General features: G+C 42.3%; 21 protein-coding genes. 17 read left to right on the top strand and 4 right to left on the bottom strand.

What is annotated here, in order from left to right; genetic code table 11:
* Nucleotides 1-87 precede the first annotated feature (87 nt).
* From flhA to CXF80_RS07620, 13 genes are all read left to right on the top strand, one after another.
* Nucleotides 88-2,187, top strand: coding sequence for a flagellar biosynthesis protein FlhA (flhA, locus tag CXF80_RS07680; RefSeq protein WP_101032324.1), 2,100 nt, complete (start codon nt 88-90; stop codon nt 2,185-2,187).
* Between the two features lie 29 nt (nt 2,188-2,216).
* A complete protein-coding gene (gene flhF / locus CXF80_RS07675) occupies nt 2,217-3,602 on the top strand; it encodes a flagellar biosynthesis protein FlhF (protein WP_101032323.1) in 1,386 nt (461 codons plus the stop codon).
* A gap of 4 nt (nt 3,603-3,606) precedes the next feature.
* Nucleotides 3,607-4,488, top strand: coding sequence for a MinD/ParA family protein (locus CXF80_RS07670; protein WP_101034710.1), 882 nt, complete (start codon nt 3,607-3,609; stop codon nt 4,486-4,488).
* A complete protein-coding gene (locus CXF80_RS07665; protein ID WP_101032322.1) occupies nt 4,481-5,200 on the top strand; it encodes an RNA polymerase sigma factor FliA in 720 nt (239 codons plus the stop codon). The genes CXF80_RS07670 and CXF80_RS07665 overlap by 8 nt, the downstream gene beginning before the upstream one ends.
* A 44-nt stretch (nt 5,201-5,244) precedes the next feature.
* Nucleotides 5,245-5,628, top strand: a complete 384-nt coding sequence (gene cheY / locus CXF80_RS07660) for a chemotaxis response regulator CheY (RefSeq protein ID WP_101032321.1) — start codon at nt 5,245-5,247, stop codon at nt 5,626-5,628.
* 13 nt (nt 5,629-5,641) lie between these two features.
* Nucleotides 5,642-6,379 carry a protein phosphatase CheZ gene (locus tag CXF80_RS07655; RefSeq protein ID WP_101032320.1) on the top strand — a complete coding sequence of 246 codons (738 nt, stop codon included), beginning with the start codon at nt 5,642-5,644 and terminating at the stop codon, nt 6,377-6,379.
* A gap of 15 nt (nt 6,380-6,394) precedes the next feature.
* Nucleotides 6,395-8,569, top strand: coding sequence for a chemotaxis protein CheA (locus CXF80_RS07650; RefSeq protein ID WP_101032319.1), 2,175 nt, complete (start codon nt 6,395-6,397; stop codon nt 8,567-8,569).
* A 30-nt stretch (nt 8,570-8,599) separates the two neighbouring features.
* The gene (locus tag CXF80_RS07645; protein ID WP_101032318.1) at nt 8,600-9,805 is read left to right on the top strand and encodes a protein-glutamate methylesterase/protein-glutamine glutaminase; all 1,206 of its coding nucleotides are present in this window, start codon (nt 8,600-8,602) and stop codon (nt 9,803-9,805) included.
* A complete protein-coding gene (locus tag CXF80_RS07640) occupies nt 9,798-10,262 on the top strand; it encodes a membrane anchored protein in chemotaxis locus (RefSeq protein WP_101032317.1) in 465 nt (154 codons plus the stop codon). The genes CXF80_RS07645 and CXF80_RS07640 overlap by 8 nt, the downstream gene beginning before the upstream one ends.
* 45 nt (nt 10,263-10,307) lie before the next feature.
* Complete coding sequence (locus CXF80_RS07635) at nt 10,308-11,102, top strand: ParA family protein (protein ID WP_101032316.1); 795 nt, start codon at nt 10,308-10,310, stop codon at nt 11,100-11,102.
* Nucleotides 11,086-12,177, top strand: a complete 1,092-nt coding sequence (locus CXF80_RS07630; RefSeq protein ID WP_101032315.1) for a chemotaxis protein CheW — start codon at nt 11,086-11,088, stop codon at nt 12,175-12,177. Before CXF80_RS07635 ends, CXF80_RS07630 begins: the two co-directional genes overlap by 17 nt.
* Before the next feature lie 2 nt (nt 12,178-12,179).
* Complete coding sequence (locus CXF80_RS07625) at nt 12,180-12,674, top strand: chemotaxis protein CheW (protein ID WP_101032314.1); 495 nt, start codon at nt 12,180-12,182, stop codon at nt 12,672-12,674.
* Between the two features lie 76 nt (nt 12,675-12,750).
* Nucleotides 12,751-13,149 carry a DUF2802 domain-containing protein gene (locus CXF80_RS07620; RefSeq protein ID WP_101032313.1) on the top strand — a complete coding sequence of 133 codons (399 nt, stop codon included), beginning with the start codon at nt 12,751-12,753 and terminating at the stop codon, nt 13,147-13,149.
* An 81-nt stretch (nt 13,150-13,230) separates the two neighbouring features.
* Here the strand turns inward: CXF80_RS07620 and CXF80_RS07615 are convergent, their stop codons facing one another.
* The gene (locus CXF80_RS07615; protein WP_101034709.1) at nt 13,231-14,613 is read right to left on the bottom strand and encodes an RsmB/NOP family class I SAM-dependent RNA methyltransferase; all 1,383 of its coding nucleotides are present in this window, start codon (nt 14,611-14,613) and stop codon (nt 13,231-13,233) included.
* 323 nt (nt 14,614-14,936) lie between these two features.
* Entirely contained in the window at nt 14,937-15,608 is a 672-nt protein-coding gene (locus CXF80_RS07610) for a DUF2461 domain-containing protein (protein ID WP_101032312.1), read from the bottom strand.
* Nucleotides 15,609-16,062: 454 nt separating this feature from the next.
* Between CXF80_RS07610 and CXF80_RS07605 the strand changes: the two genes are divergently transcribed.
* From CXF80_RS07605 to CXF80_RS07595, 3 genes are read left to right on the top strand one after another with little or no spacing between them, the layout of a single operon-like run.
* Nucleotides 16,063-16,494 (top strand): ATP-dependent zinc protease family protein, encoded by a 432-nt coding sequence (locus CXF80_RS07605; protein ID WP_101032311.1) that lies wholly within the window; start codon nt 16,063-16,065, stop codon nt 16,492-16,494.
* 3 nt (nt 16,495-16,497) lie between these two features.
* Nucleotides 16,498-17,403: a 30S ribosomal protein S6--L-glutamate ligase gene (rimK, locus tag CXF80_RS07600; RefSeq protein WP_101032310.1), complete on the top strand. Its 906-nt coding sequence runs from the start codon at nt 16,498-16,500 to the stop codon at nt 17,401-17,403.
* On the top strand, nt 17,403-18,422 hold the full coding sequence (locus tag CXF80_RS07595; protein ID WP_101032309.1) for a succinylglutamate desuccinylase/aspartoacylase family protein: 1,020 nt from the start codon (nt 17,403-17,405) through the stop codon (nt 18,420-18,422). The genes rimK and CXF80_RS07595 overlap by 1 nt, the downstream gene beginning before the upstream one ends.
* Nucleotides 18,423-18,809: 387 nt before the next feature.
* On the opposite strand, the gene CXF80_RS07590 is transcribed toward CXF80_RS07595, so the two are convergent.
* Nucleotides 18,810-20,846 (bottom strand): methyl-accepting chemotaxis protein, encoded by a 2,037-nt coding sequence (locus CXF80_RS07590; protein ID WP_232772058.1) that lies wholly within the window; start codon nt 20,844-20,846, stop codon nt 18,810-18,812.
* Between the two features lie 664 nt (nt 20,847-21,510).
* Between CXF80_RS07590 and CXF80_RS07585 the strand changes: the two genes are divergently transcribed.
* Nucleotides 21,511-22,203, top strand: a complete 693-nt coding sequence (locus CXF80_RS07585) for a fumarylacetoacetate hydrolase family protein (protein ID WP_101032308.1) — start codon at nt 21,511-21,513, stop codon at nt 22,201-22,203.
* A 303-nt stretch (nt 22,204-22,506) separates the two neighbouring features.
* On the opposite strand, the gene CXF80_RS07580 is transcribed toward CXF80_RS07585, so the two are convergent.
* Complete coding sequence (locus CXF80_RS07580) at nt 22,507-22,764, bottom strand: hypothetical protein (RefSeq protein ID WP_101032307.1); 258 nt, start codon at nt 22,762-22,764, stop codon at nt 22,507-22,509.
* Nucleotides 22,765-22,811: the final 47 nt, after the last annotated feature.

Raw genomic sequence — 22,811 nt, 5'->3', positions numbered from 1 at the left:
TTTTGGCTTAGTTTTTGCTTCGTCAGTCTATTAGCGTCAAATAACAGTACATTATTTCGCAATAGACTACATGAAGGGTTGACCTCAATGGATGCAAAAGCCGCTTTCGGGCAATTTAAACAAATAAGACCGTCGACATTTAAGGGCATTGGTACGCCTTTAATCGTGCTTGCGGCGCTTGGAATGGTGGTGTTGCCCATTCCTGCTTTTTTGCTCGACATCCTATTTTCATTCAATATTGCTTTAGCTTTAGTCGTACTACTCGTTGCCATTTATACGGATAGACCTCTTGATTTTGCTGCATTTCCTACCGTATTACTGGTGGCTACGTTATTAAGGCTTGCCCTTAACGTTGCCTCTACCCGGATTGTATTGCTCGAAGGCCATAATGGTGGTGATGCCGCAGGTAAAGTGATCGAAGCGTTCGGCTCAGTGGTGATTGGGGGTAACTATGCTGTCGGTTTAGTGGTATTCCTTATTTTGATCATCATTAACTTTGCAGTAGTGACCAAAGGTGCGGGGCGTATTTCTGAGGTAAGCGCTCGCTTTACCTTAGATGCCATGCCTGGTAAGCAAATGGCCATTGATGCCGATTTAAATGCCGGTACGCTGACCCAAGAACAAGCCGGTATTCGCCGTGAAGAAGTGACCCGAGAAGCTGACTTTTATGGTGCGATGGACGGGGCGTCAAAATTTGTAAAAGGTGATGCTATCGCCGGTATTATGATCTTAGTCATCAATATCTTAGGTGGCTTTATTATTGGTATTGTGCAGCACGATCTCGATTTTTCTAGCGCCGTAGAAATTTATACGTTATTAACCATTGGTGATGGTTTGGTCGCGCAGATCCCCGGTTTATTATTATCCATTGCCGCGGCTTTATTGGTGACTCGTCAAAACGAGTCAGGCGATATGGGCCAAATGATGTTCAGTCAGATGTTTGACAGTCATAAATCATTAGCCATTGCTGCTGGGTTATTATTTGTCATGGGTGTTGTGCCTGGTATGCCTCATTTCGCGTTTTTGACTTTCGCAGCCATTACCGCAGCTGCCGCGTACTTTGTTTACAAGCGTAATGTTGACAATAAACAAGCTGCACTTACCTTAGCCACAAAAGGGCCGGTTGAGACTAAGAATAAAGAACCTAAAGAGTTAAGCTGGGACGATGTACGCCATGTTGATACCATAGGGCTTGAGGTTGGTTATCGCCTAATTCCATTAGTAGACAAGTCTCAAGGCGGTGAATTATTAGGCAGGATCAAAGGCGTACGTAAGAAATTGTCACAAGAGTTAGGTTTTTTGGTGCCAGCGGTGCATATTCGTGACAATTTGGATTTATCCCCTAATGCGTATCGCATTTCGTTAATGGGCGTGGTGGTCGGTGAGGCAGAAGTGAGACATGATTGCGAGTTAGCGATTAATCCAGGCCAAGTTTACGGTAAGCTTGATGGCATTGAAACTCGCGACCCCGCTTTTGGTTTAGAGGCGGTATGGATAACCCCAGAGCAACGTGAACAGGCACAAACATTAGGCTATACCGTCGTCGATACCGCAACGGTTGTGGCGACACATATCAGCCAATTACTCAGTAATAATGCAGCCAAGCTATTAGGTTATGAAGAAGTGCAGCAGTTAATAGACATGTTGGGCAAAAATTCACCTAAATTAGTCGATGGTTTTGTCCCCGATATTATGCCGCTGGGATCTGTGGTTAAAGTGATGCAAAACCTACTTAACGAAGGGGTATCGGTACGTGATTTACGCACCATAGTGCAAACCTTGTTAGAATACGGCACTAAGAGTAATGACACCGAAGTATTAACCGCAGCAGTGCGGATTGCGCTAAAACGTATGATAGTGCAAGAAATCTCTGGACCAGAACTTGAAATCCCTGTCATTACATTGGCGCCAGAGTTGGAACAGATGTTGCATAAGTCTATGCAGGCGACCGGCGGTGAAGGTCCTAATATTGAACCGGGTCTTGCAGAGCGTATGCAACAGTCATTATTAGACGCTGCACAGAAGCAAGAAATGGTAGGGCAACCAGCCATTTTATTGACATCTGGCATGCTCAGGTCAACGCTGTCACGATTTGTTAAATACACTATTCCAAATTTACGCGTGATTTCTTACCAAGAAATACCGGACGAGAAACAAATTAGAATTGTTTCTGCTGTAGGCCAATAGTGATAACGTCAGTTTATAGAGGTGCATAAGTGAAAATTAAACGATTTTTTGCCAAAGATATGCGCGCGGCATTGGCTCAAGTAAAAGAAATGTTGGGTTCTGACGCTGTCATTATGTCGAATAAAAAAGTCACTGGCGGAATCGAGATTGTCGCTGCTGTAGATTATGACGAACCTAAAGCCGCTATCGCTTCACAAGCGCCGACCACGGGTTTTATGGATGTGAGCGAAGACAAGGTGTCTTTAGGCGCTAAACCTGCCATAAAAGCCCAATCGAAGGTCAATCCTCCTGCGGCAGCAGATTCGTTACAGGCATTACTTGAAAAACAACACAATCGCATGACACAACAAATGTCCGTGCAACAAGACGAGCCAGAGTTACCTGAATGGGCCCGCCAATTACAAGGTGCAAAGTCGGCTAAACCCGCGTCGAACTTGCCACCGCAATCCGTCTCTGACAAACCAACAAAAAATAATAAAAACCACTCAGGCGATATGGATGATCTGCGTGAAGAAATGGCTTCATTACGTAGCTTATTAACTCATCAAGTTTCATCGTTAATGAAAGACCAAAAAAAGCGGACCGATCCTGTGGGAGCAATGCTTGAAAGTAAATTGATTGCCGCAGAGTTTTCTCCGGCAGTAGCTGCTAAACTAGCGGGATTAAGCCAACATTACACCCCAGCAGATTTAGTGCGCGCATTACCGCAAAGTTTAGCCAACTTACTCGACAACCAAGGCGATGATATTGTCAAACGGGGTGGTGTTGTGGCATTTGTGGGTCCTACGGGTGTTGGTAAAACGACTTCTTTAGCTAAAATTGCCGCCCGATTTGCCGCCCATCATGGACCAGAGCAGGTCGCATTGATTACCACAGATCATTACCGTATTGGCGCCTATGAGCAATTAGCCACTTATGGCAAAATAATGGGCTGTCCGGTTAAACAAGCTCATGATTTAACTGAATTAGAACAAATTCTTTATCAGTTTAGAAATCGTAAGTTAGTGTTAATTGATACGGCGGGTATGGGGCAGCGAGATATGCGTTTATATCAGCAACTAGATAATTTAACAGCCAATAGTAGAATTCCAATTAGGAGCTACTTAGTCTTGTCGGCGACCGGTCAACGTCGCGTATTGCAAGATGCGGTTGAACATTTTAAACGGATCCCATTAGCGGGTGCGATTTTAACCAAGTTAGATGAATCAATATCAATTGCAGGTGCTTTGAGCGTATTGATTCAAAATGAGTTACCATTGAGCTATGTTACTGACGGCCAACGTGTTCCTGAGGACATGAAAGTGGCTGATACCCTAGAGTTGGCTAAGCAGGCTCTGGCGGCATTAAATGAAACAGAACAACAATCGTCACAAGACACAGCGTGGTCTAATGACAACGCCTATGCATTTGAGTAAAGTTATGACACGGGATCAAGCAAGTGGTTTACGTATGATGAATCAACCAAATAACGATAAAGTTAAAGTAATTGCCGTATCCGGTGGTAAAGGCGGAGTGGGCAAAACCAGTGTGTCAATTAATACCGCCGTTGCATTAGCTGAAAAAGGCAAACGCGTATTAGTACTTGATGCCGATTTAGGGTTAGCCAACGTCGATGTCATGCTGGGGATCCGCGCTGAGAAAAATTTATCTCATGTTTTGTCCGGTGATGCCGAATTAGATGACATCATTGTGCGCGGACCCAAAGGGATCGGTATTGTTCCTGCTACGTCAGGTTCTCAAGCGATGGTTGAATTGACGCAAGCACAACATGCCGGACTTATCCGTGCATTTAGTGAAATGCGTACTCAGTTCGATATTTTAATTGTTGATACTGCTGCCGGAATATCAGATATGGTGCTGAGTTTTTCTCGTGCATCACAGGATGTATTAATTGTTGTTTGCGACGAGCCGACATCGATTACCGATGCTTATGCACTGATTAAAATTTTAAGTCGCGAGCATGGTGTGTTCCACTTCAAAATTGTGGCAAATATGGTGCGTAGTTTACGAGAAGGTATGGAATTATTTGCAAAACTGAGTAAAGTGACCGATAGATTTTTAGATGTTGCTTTAGAGCTGGTTGCAACAATACCCTTTGATGAGAATTTACGTAAAGCGGTTCGTAAGCAAAAGTTAGTTGTTGAAGCGTATCCTAAATCTCCTTCAGCTATTGCTTACCATGGATTAGCCAATAAAGTTATGACCTGGCCGGTGCCACAACAGCCCGGCGGCCATTTAGAATTCTTTGTTGAACGTCTTGTACAACGTAAGCCGATACAAGAAGGAAGAACGGGTGAATAAAGCCGCAGCGTATACTCAGTTCGATAACAAAACATCTATTGTTGAACAGTATGCACCGCTGGTTAAAAGAATTGCTCATCATATGCTGGCAAGATTACCAGCATCGGTGCAACTCGATGACCTATTACAAGCTGGGATGATGGGGTTGCTTGAGGCCTCATCAAAATTTGATGATAGTAAAGGGGCCAAATTTGAAACCTTTGCTGGTATCCGAATTCGTGGTGCAATGATAGATGAAATTCGCCGAGGTGACTGGGTTCCACGCTCAGTTCATCGTAATAATCGTCGTGTAGCACAAGTGATTGATGAATTAGGGCAGAAGCTTGGACGTGATGCTCATGATACTGAAATTGCAGAAAAACTTGATATGTCGCTTGATGAATACCATCACATCTTAAATGATGTTTCTGTTGGTAAAATCATCGGTATAGAAGATCTTGGTGTTGCGCAAGATGTGTTAATCACAGACAACGAATCGCCAGATGAAACCTTTGACTCGCTTGCTGAAATTCAATTTCAATCTGCATTGGTTGAAGCAATTAAGACATTGCCAGAAAGAGATGCGTTAGTGCTGTCGTTATATTATGACGAAGCATTAAATTTAAAAGAAATTGGTGCAATCCTTGAAGTTAGCGAATCGCGAGTAAGCCAGATATTAAGTCAGGCAATGCTCAGGTTAAAAGCCAAACTCAAGCATTGGACACAAGAATAATAACTTATATAGAGCGAACGAGAGTCAGCTCACCGGAGGAAACCTTGGACAAGAATATGAAGATTCTTATTGTTGACGATTTTTCAACAATGAGGCGTATCATTAAGAACTTGTTGCGAGACTTGGGATACAATAATACTCAAGAAGCAGATGATGGCTCAACAGCCCTACCAATGTTACAAAAAGGCGATTTTGATTTTGTAGTAACAGACTGGAACATGCCTGGAATGCAAGGTATTGATTTACTTAGAGCCATTCGTGCTGATGATTCGTTAAAGCATTTACCTGTATTGATGGTAACCGCTGAAGCTAAGCGTGAACAAATTATTGCTGCAGCGCAAGCTGGTGTAAATGGTTATGTAGTAAAACCTTTCACCGCCGCTACGTTAAAAGAAAAGCTAGATAAAATCTTTGAACGACTCGCATAACCAAGGATTAGTCATGCAGGCATCAATATCGGGCTTGGTCACTCTTGAACAAGCCCAAGAACTTGTTGAATTACTTACCTCGGGTAATCAAGAAAAAGCTGATGATTACATCAGAGAGCTTGCCACGCCATTGCAGCGTGAGCTTTTTGAAGAAGTCGGTAAGTTAACTCGACAACTCCACAGTGCACTAAAAGATTTCCAAGTTGATAACCGTTTATCTGAATTAGCGAATACCGAAATACCGGATGCTAAAGAAAGGTTGAACTATGTTATCGATATGACAGAACAAGCTGCAAATAAAACCATGGATGCAGTTGAAGAATGTCTTCCTTTGGCCGATACCATCATTAGCAATATACAATCAGTGACGCCCATGTGGGATAAATTGATGCGTCGTGATATAGAATTGGGTGAATTTAAGTCACTTTGTCATGATGTTCAACAGTTTATGTCGCATAGCGAGCATGACTCTAATCGCCTTCGCGAGCTGTTAAATCAAATTTTAATGGCGCAAGACTTTCAAGATTTGACCGGTCAAATGATCCGTCGAGTGATTGATTTAGTTCGTGAAGTAGAAACTAATTTGGTTTCAATGCTAACAGTGTTTGGTGATAATGCTAGCGAATTATTGCCTACTATAAACGATAATAAAATAGAAGCAGAAGGTCCCATTATGCATGCTGAACGGCGTGAAGATGTGGTAACTGGTCAAGATGAAGTAGATGATCTGCTATCAAGTCTGGGTTTCTAATTAGGAGTCAATTTAATGTCTTTTGATGTTGATGAAGAGATACTCCAGGACTTTTTAATTGAAGCTGGTGAGATTTTAGAGCTTCTACAGGAGCAGCTCGTTACTCTTGAAAATAATCCTGATGACAGTGATTTACTTAATGCTATTTTCCGTGGATTTCACACCGTTAAAGGTGGGGCTGGTTTTTTAAGTCTGGGTCCAATGGTTGATGTTTGTCATGAAGCTGAAAATACCTTCGACCTTTTACGCACCCGCAAACGCGGCGTAAATTCAGAGTTAATGGATATTATTTTGCAAGCGGTTGATGCGATTAATACCATGTTTGCTCAAACTCAGCAGGGACAGCAACAAGACTCCGCTGATCCTGCGTTACTCGCTAAACTCAAATTATTAAGTTCAGGTGCGCCATTGCCTTCAGAAATGACGGCAGGAGAGCCAGAACCAATTGAAAATGTTGTTGAGTTTAACCAGCCTGAATCCATCGAAGAAATGAGTACGCCCTCAGCGCAAACATCCGGCTCAGGCAGTATTGATGAAATTGATGAGTCTGAATTTGAAGCTTTACTTGATGCTTTACATGGTACAGGCAAAAGTCCTGCTTCATCTAAAGCTTCTGATAGTAAAAAAGCCAATATCGATTCAACGTCTGCGGTAACCAATAGTAGTGACGACATTACTGATGATGAATTTGAAGCATTGTTAGATGAATTACATGGCTCAGGATCGTTTAAAGCTAAATCAGAAGCGGTAGTTTCAGCTACGCCAGCTACCCCGCCTGTTGCTGAACCTCTTGTTGATTCTGATGAATTCACTGACGATGAATTTGAACGTCTTTTAGATGAATTACACGGTAAAGGTACCGCGCCGGTAGTTAAACCACAATCAACTACCGCTGTAGAGTCCAATAAAGTGGTCGCTCCCCCAGTGGTAAAACCGACGGCAACGCCAGTTGTTAAGCCGGTAGCGGCATCTGCCCCGGCAGTTGCTCCTAAAGCGCCTTCTGTTCCGCAAGGTGAGACAACCGTTCGTGTTGATACCGCTCGATTAGACGACATCATGAATATGGTCGGTGAGTTGGTCTTAGTTCGTAACCGACTGGTTAGCTTAGGCATTAATCGTGAAGATGAGGAAATGTCTAAGGCTCTTGCTAACCTTGATTTAGTCACTGCTGATTTGCAAGGCGCAGTGATGAAGACCCGCATGCAGCCTATCAAGAAAGTGTTTGGCCGATTCCCTCGTGTTGTTCGAGATATGGCCCGCACCTTAAATAAAGAAATTAATTTAGTCATGATTGGTGAAGATACCGATCTTGATAAAAATTTAGTTGAGGCGTTAGCCGATCCTTTGGTCCACTTGGTGCGAAACTCAGTCGATCACGGTATCGAAATGCCGATTACTCGTGAAGCAAGTGGCAAATCTCGAACGGGCACGATTACCTTATCGGCTAGCCAAGAAGGTGACCACATCCTACTTAAAATTGAGGATGATGGCGCGGGAATGGACCCTGAGAAGCTAAAACAGATTGCGATAAGTCGTGGTGTGTTAGATGAAGATGCCGCCGCGAGAATGACCGATAACGAAGCTTATAACCTGATTTTTGCTCCAGGCTTTTCAACCAAAGTTGAAGTTTCAGATATTTCAGGCCGTGGAGTGGGTATGGATGTGGTGAAAACCCGCATCAACCAACTTAACGGTACGGTTTATATTGATTCGATGAAAGGTAAGGGCACCATACTTGAAATCAAAGTGCCATTAACCTTGGCGATTATGCCGACATTGATGATTGAAGTGTCCAATCAAGTCTTTGCACTGCCGTTAACGAGTGTGAATGAAATCTTTAATTTAGATATAACAAAAACCAATATTGTTGATGGTCAATTGACGGTTATTTTCCGTAATAAGGCCGTGCCATTATTTTATCTAGAAAAATGGTTACACAGCAAAAAATCAACCTTTAAGCATGGTGATAAGAAGCATGGTCATGTTGTGATTGTTCAGCTTGGTACCATGCAGATTGGCTTCGTTGTTGATGCATTGATTGGACAAGAAGAAGTTGTTATTAAGCCACTTGGCAGTATGTTACAAGGTACGCCTGGAATGGCGGGTGCGACAATTACATCTGATGGTGGCATTGCACTTATTTTAGATGTGCCAGGGCTGCTAAAACACTACGCTAAAAGTAAAAAGTAATAATAAAAGTTCCATTATTTAAGGAATTAAATGGCCATAAAAGTACTAGTTGTAGATGATTCTAGCTTTTTTCGACGTCGAGTCAGTGAGATTGTCAATCAAGATCCTGATCTCGAAGTTGTTGCCGTTGCTGTTAATGGTAAAGAAGCTGTTGAGATGGCTGCAAAATTAAAGCCTCAAGTCATTACGATGGACATTGAGATGCCTGTGATGGATGGGATAACGGCTGTTCGTGAAATCATGGCGAATAATCCTACCCCTATTTTGATGTTTTCATCATTAACTCATGATGGCGCTAAAGCGACACTGGATGCGTTAGACGCTGGGGCATTGGATTTTCTGCCAAAACGCTTTGAGGATATTGCGACGAATAAAGACGATGCGATACTGTTGTTACAACAACGAATTAAAGCATTAGGTCGACGCAGGATGTATCGTTCCAGCTCGTTATCGACTACATCATTACCGCAACCTCGAAGAGCAACGACGACTGCCGCAGATACCCATACCTCTCATCGACCATTAAGTAGTCGTTTGCCCCCACATGCCGCACCAGTTGCAGCCCGTTCCAGTCTATCGAGTGCACCGAGTGCACCCGCTGATCGCCAAACCGCCAATCCAACAACGTCTTCAGTATCGTCTATTCGCGCCAGCGGTAAGCAATATAGAGCATTATTGATTGGGACATCAACCGGTGGGCCGGTCGCATTACAGAAGGTGTTAACGGCATTTCCAGCCAATTATCCTCATCCTATTGTGTTGATCCAGCACATGCCTGCGGCGTTTACCCCAGCCTTTGCGGCACGCTTAAATACCTTGTGCAAAATTGATGTGAAAGAAGCCGCAAATGGCGATGTTATGCGTCCTGGCTGTGCTTATTTAGCACCCGGAGGCATGCAACTGATGATTGAGCGAAATGGTTCGACTGGCAGGTTGAAAATCGTCTCTGGAACCCATGAAATGAATTATAAACCGTCCGTTGATATTACTTTTGCTTCAGCATCTAAAGCTTTTGGCGGTGATGTTTTGGCTGTTGTGTTAACGGGTATGGGGGCTGACGGTAGAGAAGGGGCCAGAATGTTAAAGTCTATGGGTGCCACTATTTGGGCACAAGATGAAGCAAGTTGTGTGGTATACGGTATGCCTCAAGCGGTGTTTTCAACAGGTATCGCGACTCACTCTATTTCATTAGACAATATGGCTGAAGCCATTTTAAAAGAGTCTAGTCGTGGCTAAGCCTGAGTACTCGTTAAAGACTAAGCAAATGCTAGGGTTGTTTTTATCCTTCATAATGATCTTCGTATTAGCAGGTTTATATGTTGATGCCCATCAAAAAGTGGCTTCATTACAACAAGATGTCGCCCGTTTAACCGCATCTCAAGTGTTGTTGATGGTACCAGAAGATCAAGCAGCGAATATTGCTGATTGGCTAACTATGCATCCTGAACAAACTCAAGCAATTATAGCGTCGGCTGGCAAGGAACTCGCGCAAAGTGCGTTGTTTGGGCCGGGTGCTTTAGATGGTGGTCAGCTGATTGAAGTTGATCAGGTTAAGTACGATATTGATACTCCTGCTAAATGGAAGGATCAAGAGGTCGTTATGTCAGAAAATGATCAAGGGGTTAAGGTTATCCGTTTACCTAACGGTGGGATCCGTGTAACAACCCGCGATGATAAACAAGACAAACACTAGTCAGTATTCCATAACAGCATCATTATAATGACCTGAGAGGCTTTTTTGAAAATATGGACGGTAGCTAACCAAAAAGGTGGCGTAGGTAAAACCACCACTGTAGCCAGTTTAGCCGGAGCACTGGTTAAGCGTGGCCAACGAGTGCTGATGATTGACACTGATCCTCACGCTTCATTGGGCTATTACTTAGGTATTGATTCAGACGAAGTGCCTTGTTCGCTTTATGATGTTTTTTTGAATCATCAGAAACTGACTAAAGAGTTTATTTTACAAAATGTGATTCCTACTCAAATACAGGGCCTCGATATTATTCCGGCTAATATGGCGTTAGCAACACTTGATCGGTCATTAGGCCATCAAGAAGGCATGGGGTTAGTGCTGCGCAACTTATTGGCATTGCTTGAAGATACATATGATGTGGCTATTATCGATTGTCCGCCAGTGTTAGGGGTGTTAATGGTGAATGCATTAGCCGCGAGTCATCACATTATTATTCCTGTCCAGACTGAGTTTTTGGCTATAAAAGGACTCGAGCGTATGGTGAAAACCATGGAAATTATGGGCCGCTCTAAGAAAACCCGTTATAGCTTTACCGTATTACCGACTATGTATGACAAGCGCACTAAAGCTTCCCCTATAGCATTACAATTTTTGCAGGATAAATATGGTCCAACACTTTGGCCTAATGACGTGATACCGGTTGATACTAAATTTAGAGACGCAAGCTTGGCTCATTTACCCGGTTCGCATTATTCAGCCAGTAGCCGAGGTGTAAAAGCATATAATCGCCTGCTGGATTTTTTATTTTCTCAGGAGTTTACCCATGTCAAAATCGGTTGATGAAACTGTTTTTGATTATTTCAGTCTTTTATTACAGGAACAGCCTAAATCGATTCCTGCACAAAGCCTTGAGGTAAAACCACGTATTGCTGTGGATCCAGTTAATGACATTGGCCATAACGTGTCAAATATTACCGAGGAAAAGCCGACTGGAACAGTCACACCAGCCGCACCTATATCTGCTCATTATTCACAACAAATATTGTCTAAGGCTTCATCTGTTATTGCTAACCAACGGCAATATGCAGAGCCGACTACCAGTGTCGATAAGCTCGCGCTTGAAAAATTATTATCTGCAGTATCTAAACCTAGAGCAGAAACCGATTTATCGCAACAGATTAAAGCCAGTACAGAGCGTGTTCGACAGGCCATTACTCATATTGAGCCTAAAACGGTTGTGAATAATACAGAAACACAACAAACAGAACTAACGGATAAAGAAATCAAGTCGTTAGTCGATATAAACAATAACGAAAGTTCACATGCTGATATAAAAGACGTTATCATTAAGCAAGATCAGTGGGTAGAGCATTCTGCGGCGCAAGATCATACAGGGCCACAAACTCAGGTCGGGGATCAACCGCCTAGTATTACCCATGATTTACAAGAAGTACTTGATGATGAATTTCAAGTGTTATTCTTTAAGATAGCAGGATTAACGCTGGCGGTTCCACTTGTTAGCTTAGGTGGGATTATTAAAATTGATAAGATAAATCATCTTATTGGTCGGCCATCTTGGTTTATGGGGGTGCAAACCCATCGTGACAGCAACGTAAATGTGGTTGATACGTGTGCTTGGGTTATGCCTGACAAATATTCGCAAGAATTAGCACAAACAGTCGATTATCAATTTCTTGTGATGCTTGAAGATAGTCAATGGGGGTTAACGTGCGAGTCGCTAGTTAACGCTGTTAAAATAGATAAATCACACGTCAATTGGCGTGAAAAACCGGGTAAGCGTCCGTGGCTTGCTGGGGTAGTAAAACAACAAATGTGTGGCATTTTAAATGTTCAAGCATTAATTAAAATGCTTGATGCAGGTTTAGGTTGTCAGGATTCGATTGACCGAGGTTAACAATGAGCGATTCTAGAAGTGTAGCAGCGGTTGCTGCAAGTAAAGACGATGCAGTATTACAATGGGTAACATTTAAGCTAGATAATGAAACCTACGGTATTAACGTAATGCAAGTTCAAGAAGTATTACGCTATACCGAAATTGCTCCTGTGCCAGGCGCACCTTATTATGTATTGGGGATTATCAACCTACGCGGTAACGTAGTAACGGTTATTGATACTCGTTCACGTTTTGGTTTGCAGTCTGCTGAAATCGACGATTCAACTCGTATTGTGATTATTGAGGCTGAAAAACAAGTCATTGGTATTTTGGTTGATAGCGTTGCAGAAGTGGTTTATTTACGTCGTTCTGAAATTGACAACGCACCTAATGTGGGCACCGAAGAAAGTGCTAAATTTATTCAAGGCGTGAGTAATCGCGAGAATGAGCTATTGATTTTAGTTGATTTGGATAAGTTATTGTCTGATGAAGAGTGGGTAGAGTTAACACAAATCTAGTCGCGGTCTTATTAAGAAAGCCAACCGAGTCACTGTTGGCTCTTTGCTTTTGAGTAACAGCAGCATAGGTATATTAATGGGTGATGAATTTCTAATTGCAGCTTTAGTGTACGTGATTGCATGTCTTGGTCTGCTTCTTTATTTATTTAAGCAGTCGAGTAAATTAAAATCTAAAGTCGCCGCACTTACCGTATTAGTTAAAGAAAGTGATCGTCAGCGTGAAGCCGTTAAAAGGGAATTACATGAGTTACGCAGTGGCACTATTGGTGTGGGTAGGCGTGTGGTCGAGTTAGAACAAAAACTCGCTAAGCAGTTTGATATGATCGAAGAAGCGAGTCAACAAGATCCTCAAACCAAATTATATTCACGAGCTGTCAAAATGGTCGGTCTAGGTGCGGGAATTGAAGAGCTAATGCAAGAGTGCGAATTACCTAAAGCAGAAGCTGAATTAATACTTCGTCTACACAGAAAATAGCCCAACAGTGTTCGTCTGTGCCGCAATAATATAAAAGCCATCGATATGATGGCTTTTTAGTGGATCATTCTTTTTAGTGGCTTAAGCGTTACGTCGACGCATCTTGGCGACAAACATACCATCACTGTCAGCTTGCTGAGGCCAAATGGTTAACATATCACATAGCTGTCCAGTAAAAGGATGTGTGACCGGTTCAAGTTCAAATTCTGATGTTGCAGATAAGAAGTCTTTTACAATTTGTTCATTTTCGCTCGGTGATAAGGAGCACGTTGCATAAACCAACTTGCCACCTGCTTTTACTGCCGCAGCGCTGCGACGTAAAATCGCTAACTGTAGTTTTGGTTTGTCTGTGATAGCGCTAACATCATCAAGCCATCGCATATCTGGATTTCGACGCCAAGTCCCCGTGCAGCTACATGGGGCATCGACTAACACACCGTCAAAAGCATTGGCGTCGACCGGTAATATGTCACCCTTCCAAGGTGCGACATTAATATGATCAAAGCCTGCTCGTTTGGCACGTTTACGCAGCTCTTCCAACGGTTTATGGCGAATATCTGATGCGGTAATACTGCCCGTAAAGGCTGAGCTTTGCTGCGACATTAATGAATATAACTGCAGGCTTTTACCGCCAGCGCCACTGCAAGCATCCCACCACAGTTCATGGTTGTTTGGCTGACAAATTTGGCCAATGACTTGGGAGGCTAAATCCTGAATTTCAATATAACCTTGTTTATAAGCATCCATTTCATTTAGGTTAATACTCTTATGGCCCAAACTTATGGCATCAGAAAAGTAACCGCTCGCTTTTGCTTCAACACCCGTTTGGCGAAGAGACTCAATCACCTTTTCTGTTGATAATGTTTGCGCTCGAGCCCAGATAGGCGGTCGGCTGCTCATGGCGTTTACAACCGCATATTGTTCAGTCGCATCTATAGGACAACGTTGCCAAAACCATTGTGGTAATAATTGGCTTATTTGACTGGTTTCGATGCCACTTAATGCAATAAAGGCAGTTAATTTACCATTTAATGATGCATTATTTTCCAGCAGAGTCTTATCGGCACGGGCTTGAGGCCAATCAGCAAAATCATTCCAAGCTTGAGTGATGTCATTCCACTTATGCTGTTCTAACATCGCACAAGTACTTAGTTGTTGAAACCAAGTCGTGTGCTTTTGACTTGAATCTAATTGGCTTAACCAGCCCCACCATCGAAAGAGACCAAATAAAGTTTCACGGATCACGCGTCTATCTTTGGAACCATGCTTTTTATGATCACGAAAATATTGGCCGATAATTCTATCTGCAGGCATCTTGGTACTCATGACCTGATTAAAAAGTTTCTCAATGGTTGTCGAGTAGCTTAGGGCACGTTTTTGGGCTGATGTTGTCGCCGCGATTTCTTGCGCATGTGTCTCGCCAGATGTTGTTGCGTTAGACATGGCGGGAATATTATGGCTCATGAATTGACCTGATGTTTCCGGACAGCAAATAACAACTTGCTGTACTAAATTATTTTTTGCTAGTTTAACACGGCTCATCTAAATGATGACTTAAAACTCTAATGATGAAATAAAACAGCTAACATGTGAGCCACTATTTATCACGCAACCCGACTTTAGTGGGGTGATGCCATGAGTGTCGTATTGAAAAGCGTTGTTCATTAGCCGTGTTAATTAGCCGTGTTAATCGGAGCCGTCTTCTTTGGTGGTTAACATTCATCTTCCAAGATCAACACGCCCTAGTGACGTCACCATCATGATAGCGTCGTAATGTTTCTTTGGGATCAAAAGTCGAGATCTAATGCAAAACATAAATAGGCCATCAATGCCAGTGTATGCTGATATTGTTGCGCACAATAATCGACAAAATCATTGCGACAAACTTGTTCTATACTTACCGATTTAATGGCAATAAAATCTTTGCGTTTTAGCTCTTCGATCATGGCGTGGTCTTTAGCAAATCCTCGCGGCGGGCGTATTAAACTGTCGCCTGATAATTCAAATCCTGCTCGAGATAATTGTGCTAATGCTTTTTGATAGCCGTTGGGGTTTTCATCAATACAATGACGAATAGCATTGAGTACTTTTGATTCTGGATGCCAAATCCCAGCGGCAATAAAGCATTCATCATTGGCGATATGGACATAAAAACCTGGGGCATGCACATCTTTTGCCTGAAAGTGTCTAAACTGAATGCCTACATTGGTTTTATAAGGGGTTTTATTTTTACTAAAACGACTATCGCGTTGCGGACGCATTAAACTGCCGCCGACTTTTTTGGCTACTGCGGTAAATCGTGGTGATATGGTCAAAATGGGTCCTTGCATCGCTTCAATAAATTGTAATGCAGGTGTTCTGACTTGATCTTCATATTGCTGTTGATTGGTTTTAAACCATTCTCTATCGTTGTTAGTGCTGAGTTGGTTTAAAAAGTTGAAACTGAGTTGAGTAAACATGGCATAACCTTTTAACAATAGCGATGCTGATAATGATGTGATAATTTGCCTACATGTTAATCAATGTTTATGTAGAGTTAAATAGCCATCGCATTTTTAACTCATTAATATTGTGAGTGTTATTCGAACAAATTTATTTTTCAATTGTATTTTTCATGTTTAAAGCTAGAGTTGATGTGCTTTTTTAGTGGTTTGGAAGTGGGCGGGATATTGTTGTAACTTACTGACATAGAGATTTTTTTTGCTTATTTGGTTAATGTTAGTTTGATATAAATAAAGCCTTGGTGTTAAAATTGGCTAAAGTAGGGTTGTTTTGCAAATAACTTAGCGGGTTTGCGTGGTGTTAAAAATTAAAGCGTGCAATAAACAGGCGAGTTGTAGACGCGCTACGTATCGATTCTATTGAAAGATTATACATTTGGAATGAATATTCCTCTACAAGCAAGGATAGACCATGACTGAACATTCCCTCGGTATTGTGGGTTGGCGTGAATGGGGTACTTTTCCTGATATTGGCAACGAAAGAGTCAAAATCAAAGTGGATACTGGCGCAAAAACATCTTGTTTACATGCGTTCAAAATAAAACCGTTTCAAAAAAACAACCAAAAATGGGTTCGAGTCTGGCTTCATCCAGATCAAGATTCAGATCGTGAAATTATCTGTGAATTTACTGTATTTGATCGCCGAGATGTCAGTGACTCCGGTGGTCATGTAACAAAACGCTACGTGATAAAAACACCGATTATTATCGGAGAACAACTTTTTGATATCGAACTGACCTTAACCAATAGAGATCACATGAAATTTAGAATGTTATTGGGACGCCGAGCATTACAAGGGCGCTTTTTGGTTAATTCAGCAGAGTCATTTCTAGCAGGAGAATAACAAATGCATATTGCTATTATGTCCAGAAACAAAAATTTATACTCAACCCGTCGGTTAAAAGAAGCTGCAGAAGCTCGTGGTCATGTCATAAACATTGTTGACCCATTAAAGTGTTATATGAATATCAACATGAACGCACCCAGTATTCATGTCCGTGGTGAAGAGTTGCCAAAATTTGATGTGGTGATTCCGCGCATTGGCGCATCGGTCACCTTTTATGGCACAGCGGTATTGCGCCAGTTTGAGATGATGGGAACGCATCCACTAAACGAGTCAGTTGCCATTACTCGTTCACGGGATAAATTACGCTCATTACAACTATTGTCACGTAAGAACATCGGTTTACCCGTGACAGGCTTTGCCAGCAAACCTGCCGACATTCCTGATTTATTGGATATGGTCGGTGGTGCCCCTTGTGTGATCAAGCTACTTGAAGGTACTCAAGGCATTGGGGTTGTTTTGGCTGAAACCCGTAAAGCGGCCGAATCGGTTATTGAAGCATTCATGGGCTTAAAAGCCAACATCATGGTGCAAGAATATATTGCCGAAGCGGGTGGCGCAGATATTCGTTGTTTCGTGATTGGTGACAAAGTGATTGCCGCGATGAAACGCCAAGCATTAGCGGGTGAGTTTAGGTCTAATTTACACCGTGGTGGTTCTGCTAGCATTGTCAAATTAACCCCTGAAGAACGTTCAACGGCATTGCGTGCGGCTAAAACAATGGGACTCAATGTAGCGGGTGTCGACATTTTACGTTCTAAACACGGTCCATTAGTGATGGAAGTTAACTCATCACCGGGTCTTGAAGGTATTGAGAAAGCCACCGGGATTGATGTTGCGGAAAAAATAATTCAGTTTATTGAGAAAAACGTTAAATCGACTAGCCCGAAAACGAAAGGAGCTGGTTAATGCCAAGAAAGCACGAACCATTTGTTATTGGTGATGTTAGCGTACTGGCAGGCACTCAAAAAAGTGTCAAATTGCCCGCAGCAAAACTGTATAACGATACCCCGATGGATCTGCACGTTGAAGTTATTCACGGCACTAAAGCGGGACCTGTTTTATTGGTTTGCGCAGCGATCCATGGTGATGAGTTAAATGGTATTGAAATATGTCGACGTTTGCTCGGTCGTGTTAATGCTAAAACCTTAACCGGAACCTTGTTAATAGTGCCCATAGTTAACGTATTTGGTTTTATTCAACAATCTCGTTATCTACCGGATCGCCGCGATTTAAATCGCTGTTTTCCGGGCTCTGCTAAAGGTGCGTTGGCGAGTCGTTTAGCGTATTTGTTTGCTCATTCTTTGGTTGAAAGAGCGACCCATATTATTGATTTGCATACTGGTGCTATCTATCGAGAGAATTTGCCACAGATCCGCTGTGACACAGACGATGAAGTGATGCTCGATATGGCAAATGCTTTTGGGGCGCCAGTCATTATGTCCTCAAAAGCGCGCGAAGGCTCAATGCGTGCTTATGCTAATAGCTTGAACATTCCTTGTATTTTATATGAGGCGGGTGAAGCGCTACGTTTCAGTGATATGTCGATTAAGTCTGGTCTCAATGGTGTTATCAATGTGATCCGTTATTTAAACATGACCAAAGGTAAAATTAAAACCAAAACCAAAATCACCAGTGTCAATGCAAGCCGCAGTTATTGGGTGCGCAGTGAATCTGATGGATTGGTGAATATCAAACTGAAGTTAGGTGAACGTGTGGCTAAAGGCCAGGTATTAGCCACTATCGTTAATCCATTTGGAGGATCGCCATCGCAACTACTGGCGCCGACAGACGGCATTATTGTGGGCAACAGTAATATTCCAGTGACGAATGAAGGCGAAGCCTTGTTTCATATCGCGCAATTTAGCAGCGATGAAATAGAAATCATCAACGATAATCTTGACGATTTTATGCAAGAATATGCCTAATAAACAGCAGGGCGGACTGCGTCTTGCTAGTGTCGCTTCGCTGCTAGGGCGGACTGCGTCCTGCTAGTGTCGCTTCGCTGCTAGTGTCGCTTCGCTGCTAGTGTCGCTTCGCTGCTAGGGCGGACTGCGTCCTGCTAGTGTCGCTTCGCTGCTAGGGCGGACTGCGTCCTGCTAGTATCGCTTCGCTGCTAGGGCGGACTACGTCCTGCTAGTGTCGCTTCGCTGCTAAGATTTTATAGTATCTAGCCGCGTAGCGTTCTAGCAGCGCAGCGTCCTAGTATCTAGTAGCGCAGTATGCTGGCAGAGAATATTAATCAGCACATTATTGATATTGCTGACCCCGCATAAATGACCCAATAATCATTCCGTCAATGATCATCGTTATGGTTATAGCTTAAAACGTTCAACGGAGGTGGTAAGCGAGCGGGCTAATTGATTTAATTGTTGGCTTCGATTGGTCATTGATGTTGATTCTTGTGCATTTTGTTGGGCTGAATCTGCCGTTTGAGTCATTGTTTGTTCTATTAATTGGCTATGGTTTACTTGTTCATTGGCCGAATGAGTAATACTTTGGCTCATGCCATTAATGGTACTCAATGCTGTTTCTATTTGTTTAATCGCATCGTGTAACGACTGACTTTGTTCAACACATTCACTGGCTTGCATTTGTCCTTGTGAGATGGCATTGACGGCATTCGTTGTTTCTTGTTGTAGGGCGTTAATCATGGTTTGAATTTTGGCGGTTGATAATTGCGTTCTAGACGCTAATGATCGTACCTCGTCGGCAACGACGGCAAAGCCACGCCCATGTTCACCCGCTCTTGCCGCCTCAATAGCCGCATTTAAGGCTAACAAATTAGTTTGGTCGGCAATAGCACTGATGGTCGTTAAAATTCCACCAATATTATCGCTGTGTTGATTAAGTTTTGTCATGATCTTAACTGAGTCATGCAAGCTGGTTGATAAGGTCTCAATGCGGAGGCGATTATTATTAGCAATACTTTTTATTTGTACCCCTTGCAAAGAGGCTAATTTGACATGTTGTTCAGATTCCGCGGCTTGCTCACTGACCTGAGTAGAACTGTGATGTATTTGTTCGGCGAGCAGCTTTGCTTGGCTAATACTGTTAATTTGTCCTGAGGCTGAATGGGATATCTTTTCGCTTTGCTCTTGTGAGCGAATCGCGGATTCATCGAGCAAATGCGCATCACGACTAATGGCTTGTAATAAATGAGTCAGGTCGTCAGAAAGTTTATTGATGTTATCCATCAAGGCTCCAAATTCATCATTATTTGTCTTGGTTAATCGCCCCGATAAATCACCGCTGGCGATCCGTGATAATGCTCGGTTAATGACTTGCAGAGGGCCTAACATGGCTTTTGACGTGAAGTAATAGATAAAGATCGCCATTAATACAAATATCACCGCCATTGAAATAGCCAATGTTTGTGCTGTATTCACTTCATCTATGGCCACCATTTGTAACTGGTTGAATCTTTCGTTCGCGAGTGTCACTAATTGATCTAACTGATGATTCGTAGCATCAAAAAAAATGTTGGCTTGTAGATGACTTTGCTCTGCTAAGCGTTGCTTATTGACGACATTGTGTTGCGCGAGATACAAGGTGCCAGGTTCATCTGTGAACTGTTTAATGGCTCGTAAGTTGGTGTCAAAATCGGCAAATAGCGACGTTGCACCCAAGGGGTCAGCTTGTTGGGTTAAGTAGTTGCCATTAACCGTAATATTAACTAATAACATCGAAACATCTTGTTTATGAATATTAATCGTATCGGCAGAAGTTAATCGACCGAGTTCCGTTATTGTATTGCCAAGTGCGAACAACATGTCGTCGATACGCACTCCGCCGCCAATGACTTCTGCTAATAACGGTGCTTCATCAACTGGCGCTTCGATAAGTTCCAAATCAATCATATTGTTACTGGCGCTGATACGCGCATTATCAAACTCTTGCTTTAAGGTAGTGAAGTGGGTGCGGGTTTGCTCTATTTCGAGTTTAGTGCTGAACATGGTACGCGATTGTTTTACGTACTGCTGATAGGAGCTTTTTGCTTGAATTAACGACTGGTGCATAGTGGGATGATCCGCTACTTTGACTAATAGTGTCGTTAATACGTTATTGAATTCTTGCTGTAATAGATTAAATTGTTTGAAGCTGAGATTGATACTGTCATTACCGGTTTGTGAATAAGCTAAGCTATCTGTTTTTGCCATTTTTAATAAGGTAATTTGCAATGCATTTGATTTATTTTGAACGGGTACCGCTAAGGTTTCAATATTAGTATTTGCTGTTTGAATTTGATCGAGAGAATGATAAAAAAAACTACTTCCAACAAGCAGTAATAAGCCAATAGAGGCAAATCCTAACGCTATTTTTTGTTTAATTGTCAATTCGAACATTGTCATTTAGTCTCTCTTATTATTATTTTTCTGACAGTCATTCTTACTGTATTAATCGTTAATGAAACAGGTTTATTGTCTATGTACAACAGACCTAGACTAGTTCGTTGTTAAAAAAATGTAAATACAATTATATAAATATATCATTGTTTTTATAGTGATATTTACTATTGTGATCAAGGGGCTTACCAAAATTTGGTGCTCGTTGATTGAAATCGAGGCGCTAATATAGAGAGGTTATTTACATAACTTCAACTCGGAATAAGAGAGTGACTAAATCGTTAAGCAGGGGCTTATTTCAGGCCTGCAATATCAAACTTGGCCTGTCTTTGCGTAAACAGGGGGTTATTTCAGATCTGCAATATCAGCCTTTACCTGTATTGGCGTAAACAGGGGGTTATTTAAAGTTAGTCATATTATCAAACCTGCCACGGTTTTTTGCTATCAAGGCGTATTGAAGCGTCAATCGCGGGCCTATTGTCAGTCGATAGCACTTCGATACCACTTCGATAGCGGAACAATGGGCTGGTTGATAACCGTCTATCATCCTTAATTGAGGTTACATATTAATAGACAAGCGATCATACTAGGCTTGATGTGTTAACGTCGTGATGCTTTTGTTGCTAAAGCGGTTAATTGTTCTCAATATGTCTAATCATTCGAGGTTAATGTGGATCGACAATCAGTAACGCTAACACAAGTTAATGGCCAAGTTCGACATATCATCCCATCAAAAATTATTTGTATTGGGCGTAATTATGCAGAACATATTCACGAACTAGGCAACGAAATACCTGATGATATGGTGGTGTTTCTTAAGCCTAATTCAGCTATTACCACCACCTTACGGAGCCATTTGGATGAGCCTTTACATTATGAAGCCGAGTTGTGCTTTATGGTAAGTAATGGCCAGTTTAGTGCCGTTGGTGTTGGGCTTGATATGACTAAGCGGCAACTGCAAGCTAAGTTAAAAAAACAAGGTCTACCCTGGGAGCGAGCTAAAGCCTTTGATGGTTCGGCCCTGTTTAGTGACTTTATTCCAATTACTCAAGGTATGCATAATGGGTGTTTTCAGTTAACGATTGATAACGTTGTGACTCAATTGGGGCATCAGCAATTAATGATGTATCAACCACAAGCTATTGTTAACGCCATTAGTGAATTTATGACCTTAAACGATGGTGACATTGTGATGACAGGAACACCTAAAGGCGTAGGTGAGGTGGCGGCCAATAGCCAATTTGAGCTTAGTATGTGGGCTAGTATGCCATTTAGTGATTTTAAAACCGCTTTAGTCGGAGACAACACAATTGCGCAATCCTCTGGCGCCGCTGATATTGTGGCGCGCTGGCACGCTAAATAACCCCAACTTGGTTTAGGGGTGGGATACGTTAGCCAAAAGCAGAATATTGGGTCTATTTCATAACCGTTTATTATCACGAGCAGAGATTTAACAGGGCTGTTTACGCTGGCTGCGTTTGTGATTTTTTTTGTGATCGCTTACTCATGTAGAACAACTTCATGTCATCACTCAGGCTTGTATTACATTGCGGCGCAAACTGCCAAATCATTAACTTGCAAAGATAAAATGGCCCAAACCCTCTTTAGATAAAGATAGTTTGGGCCATTTCGGTAGCATTATTTTATCAACGCTATGTCATCAACGCTATTTCATTAGCGCCACAGCTTCCATGTCTAGCTCGATGTCCGTGCAGCCTTTAGCGCAATAAATCCCTGGGGCTTTATTATTTTTTTGTGCCTTTTTGGTATTAGGCGGCAATAGAAGTGTTAGTGGTTTATTGCAGTCGGTGCAAGTCGCACTGTTGCCTTTTAGCATGCGCTTAATCAGGTTTTTTTGCTGGTTAAACGACGCAAGTGTCGGGTCGTTAACCGCCGAAAAATCGAGTTTTTGGGTATCGCTCATGTTAGTTCCTATCTTTATCACTTATCTCGCGGTGAAGCGTGATAAGC

Source organism: Shewanella sp. Actino-trap-3 (genome assembly GCF_002836275.1).
Taxonomy (GTDB): Bacteria; Pseudomonadota; Gammaproteobacteria; order Enterobacterales; family Shewanellaceae; genus Shewanella; species Shewanella psychromarinicola.
Note: the sequence above shows the minus strand (reverse complement) of the source record. Positions and strands in the feature narration are given on the sequence as shown.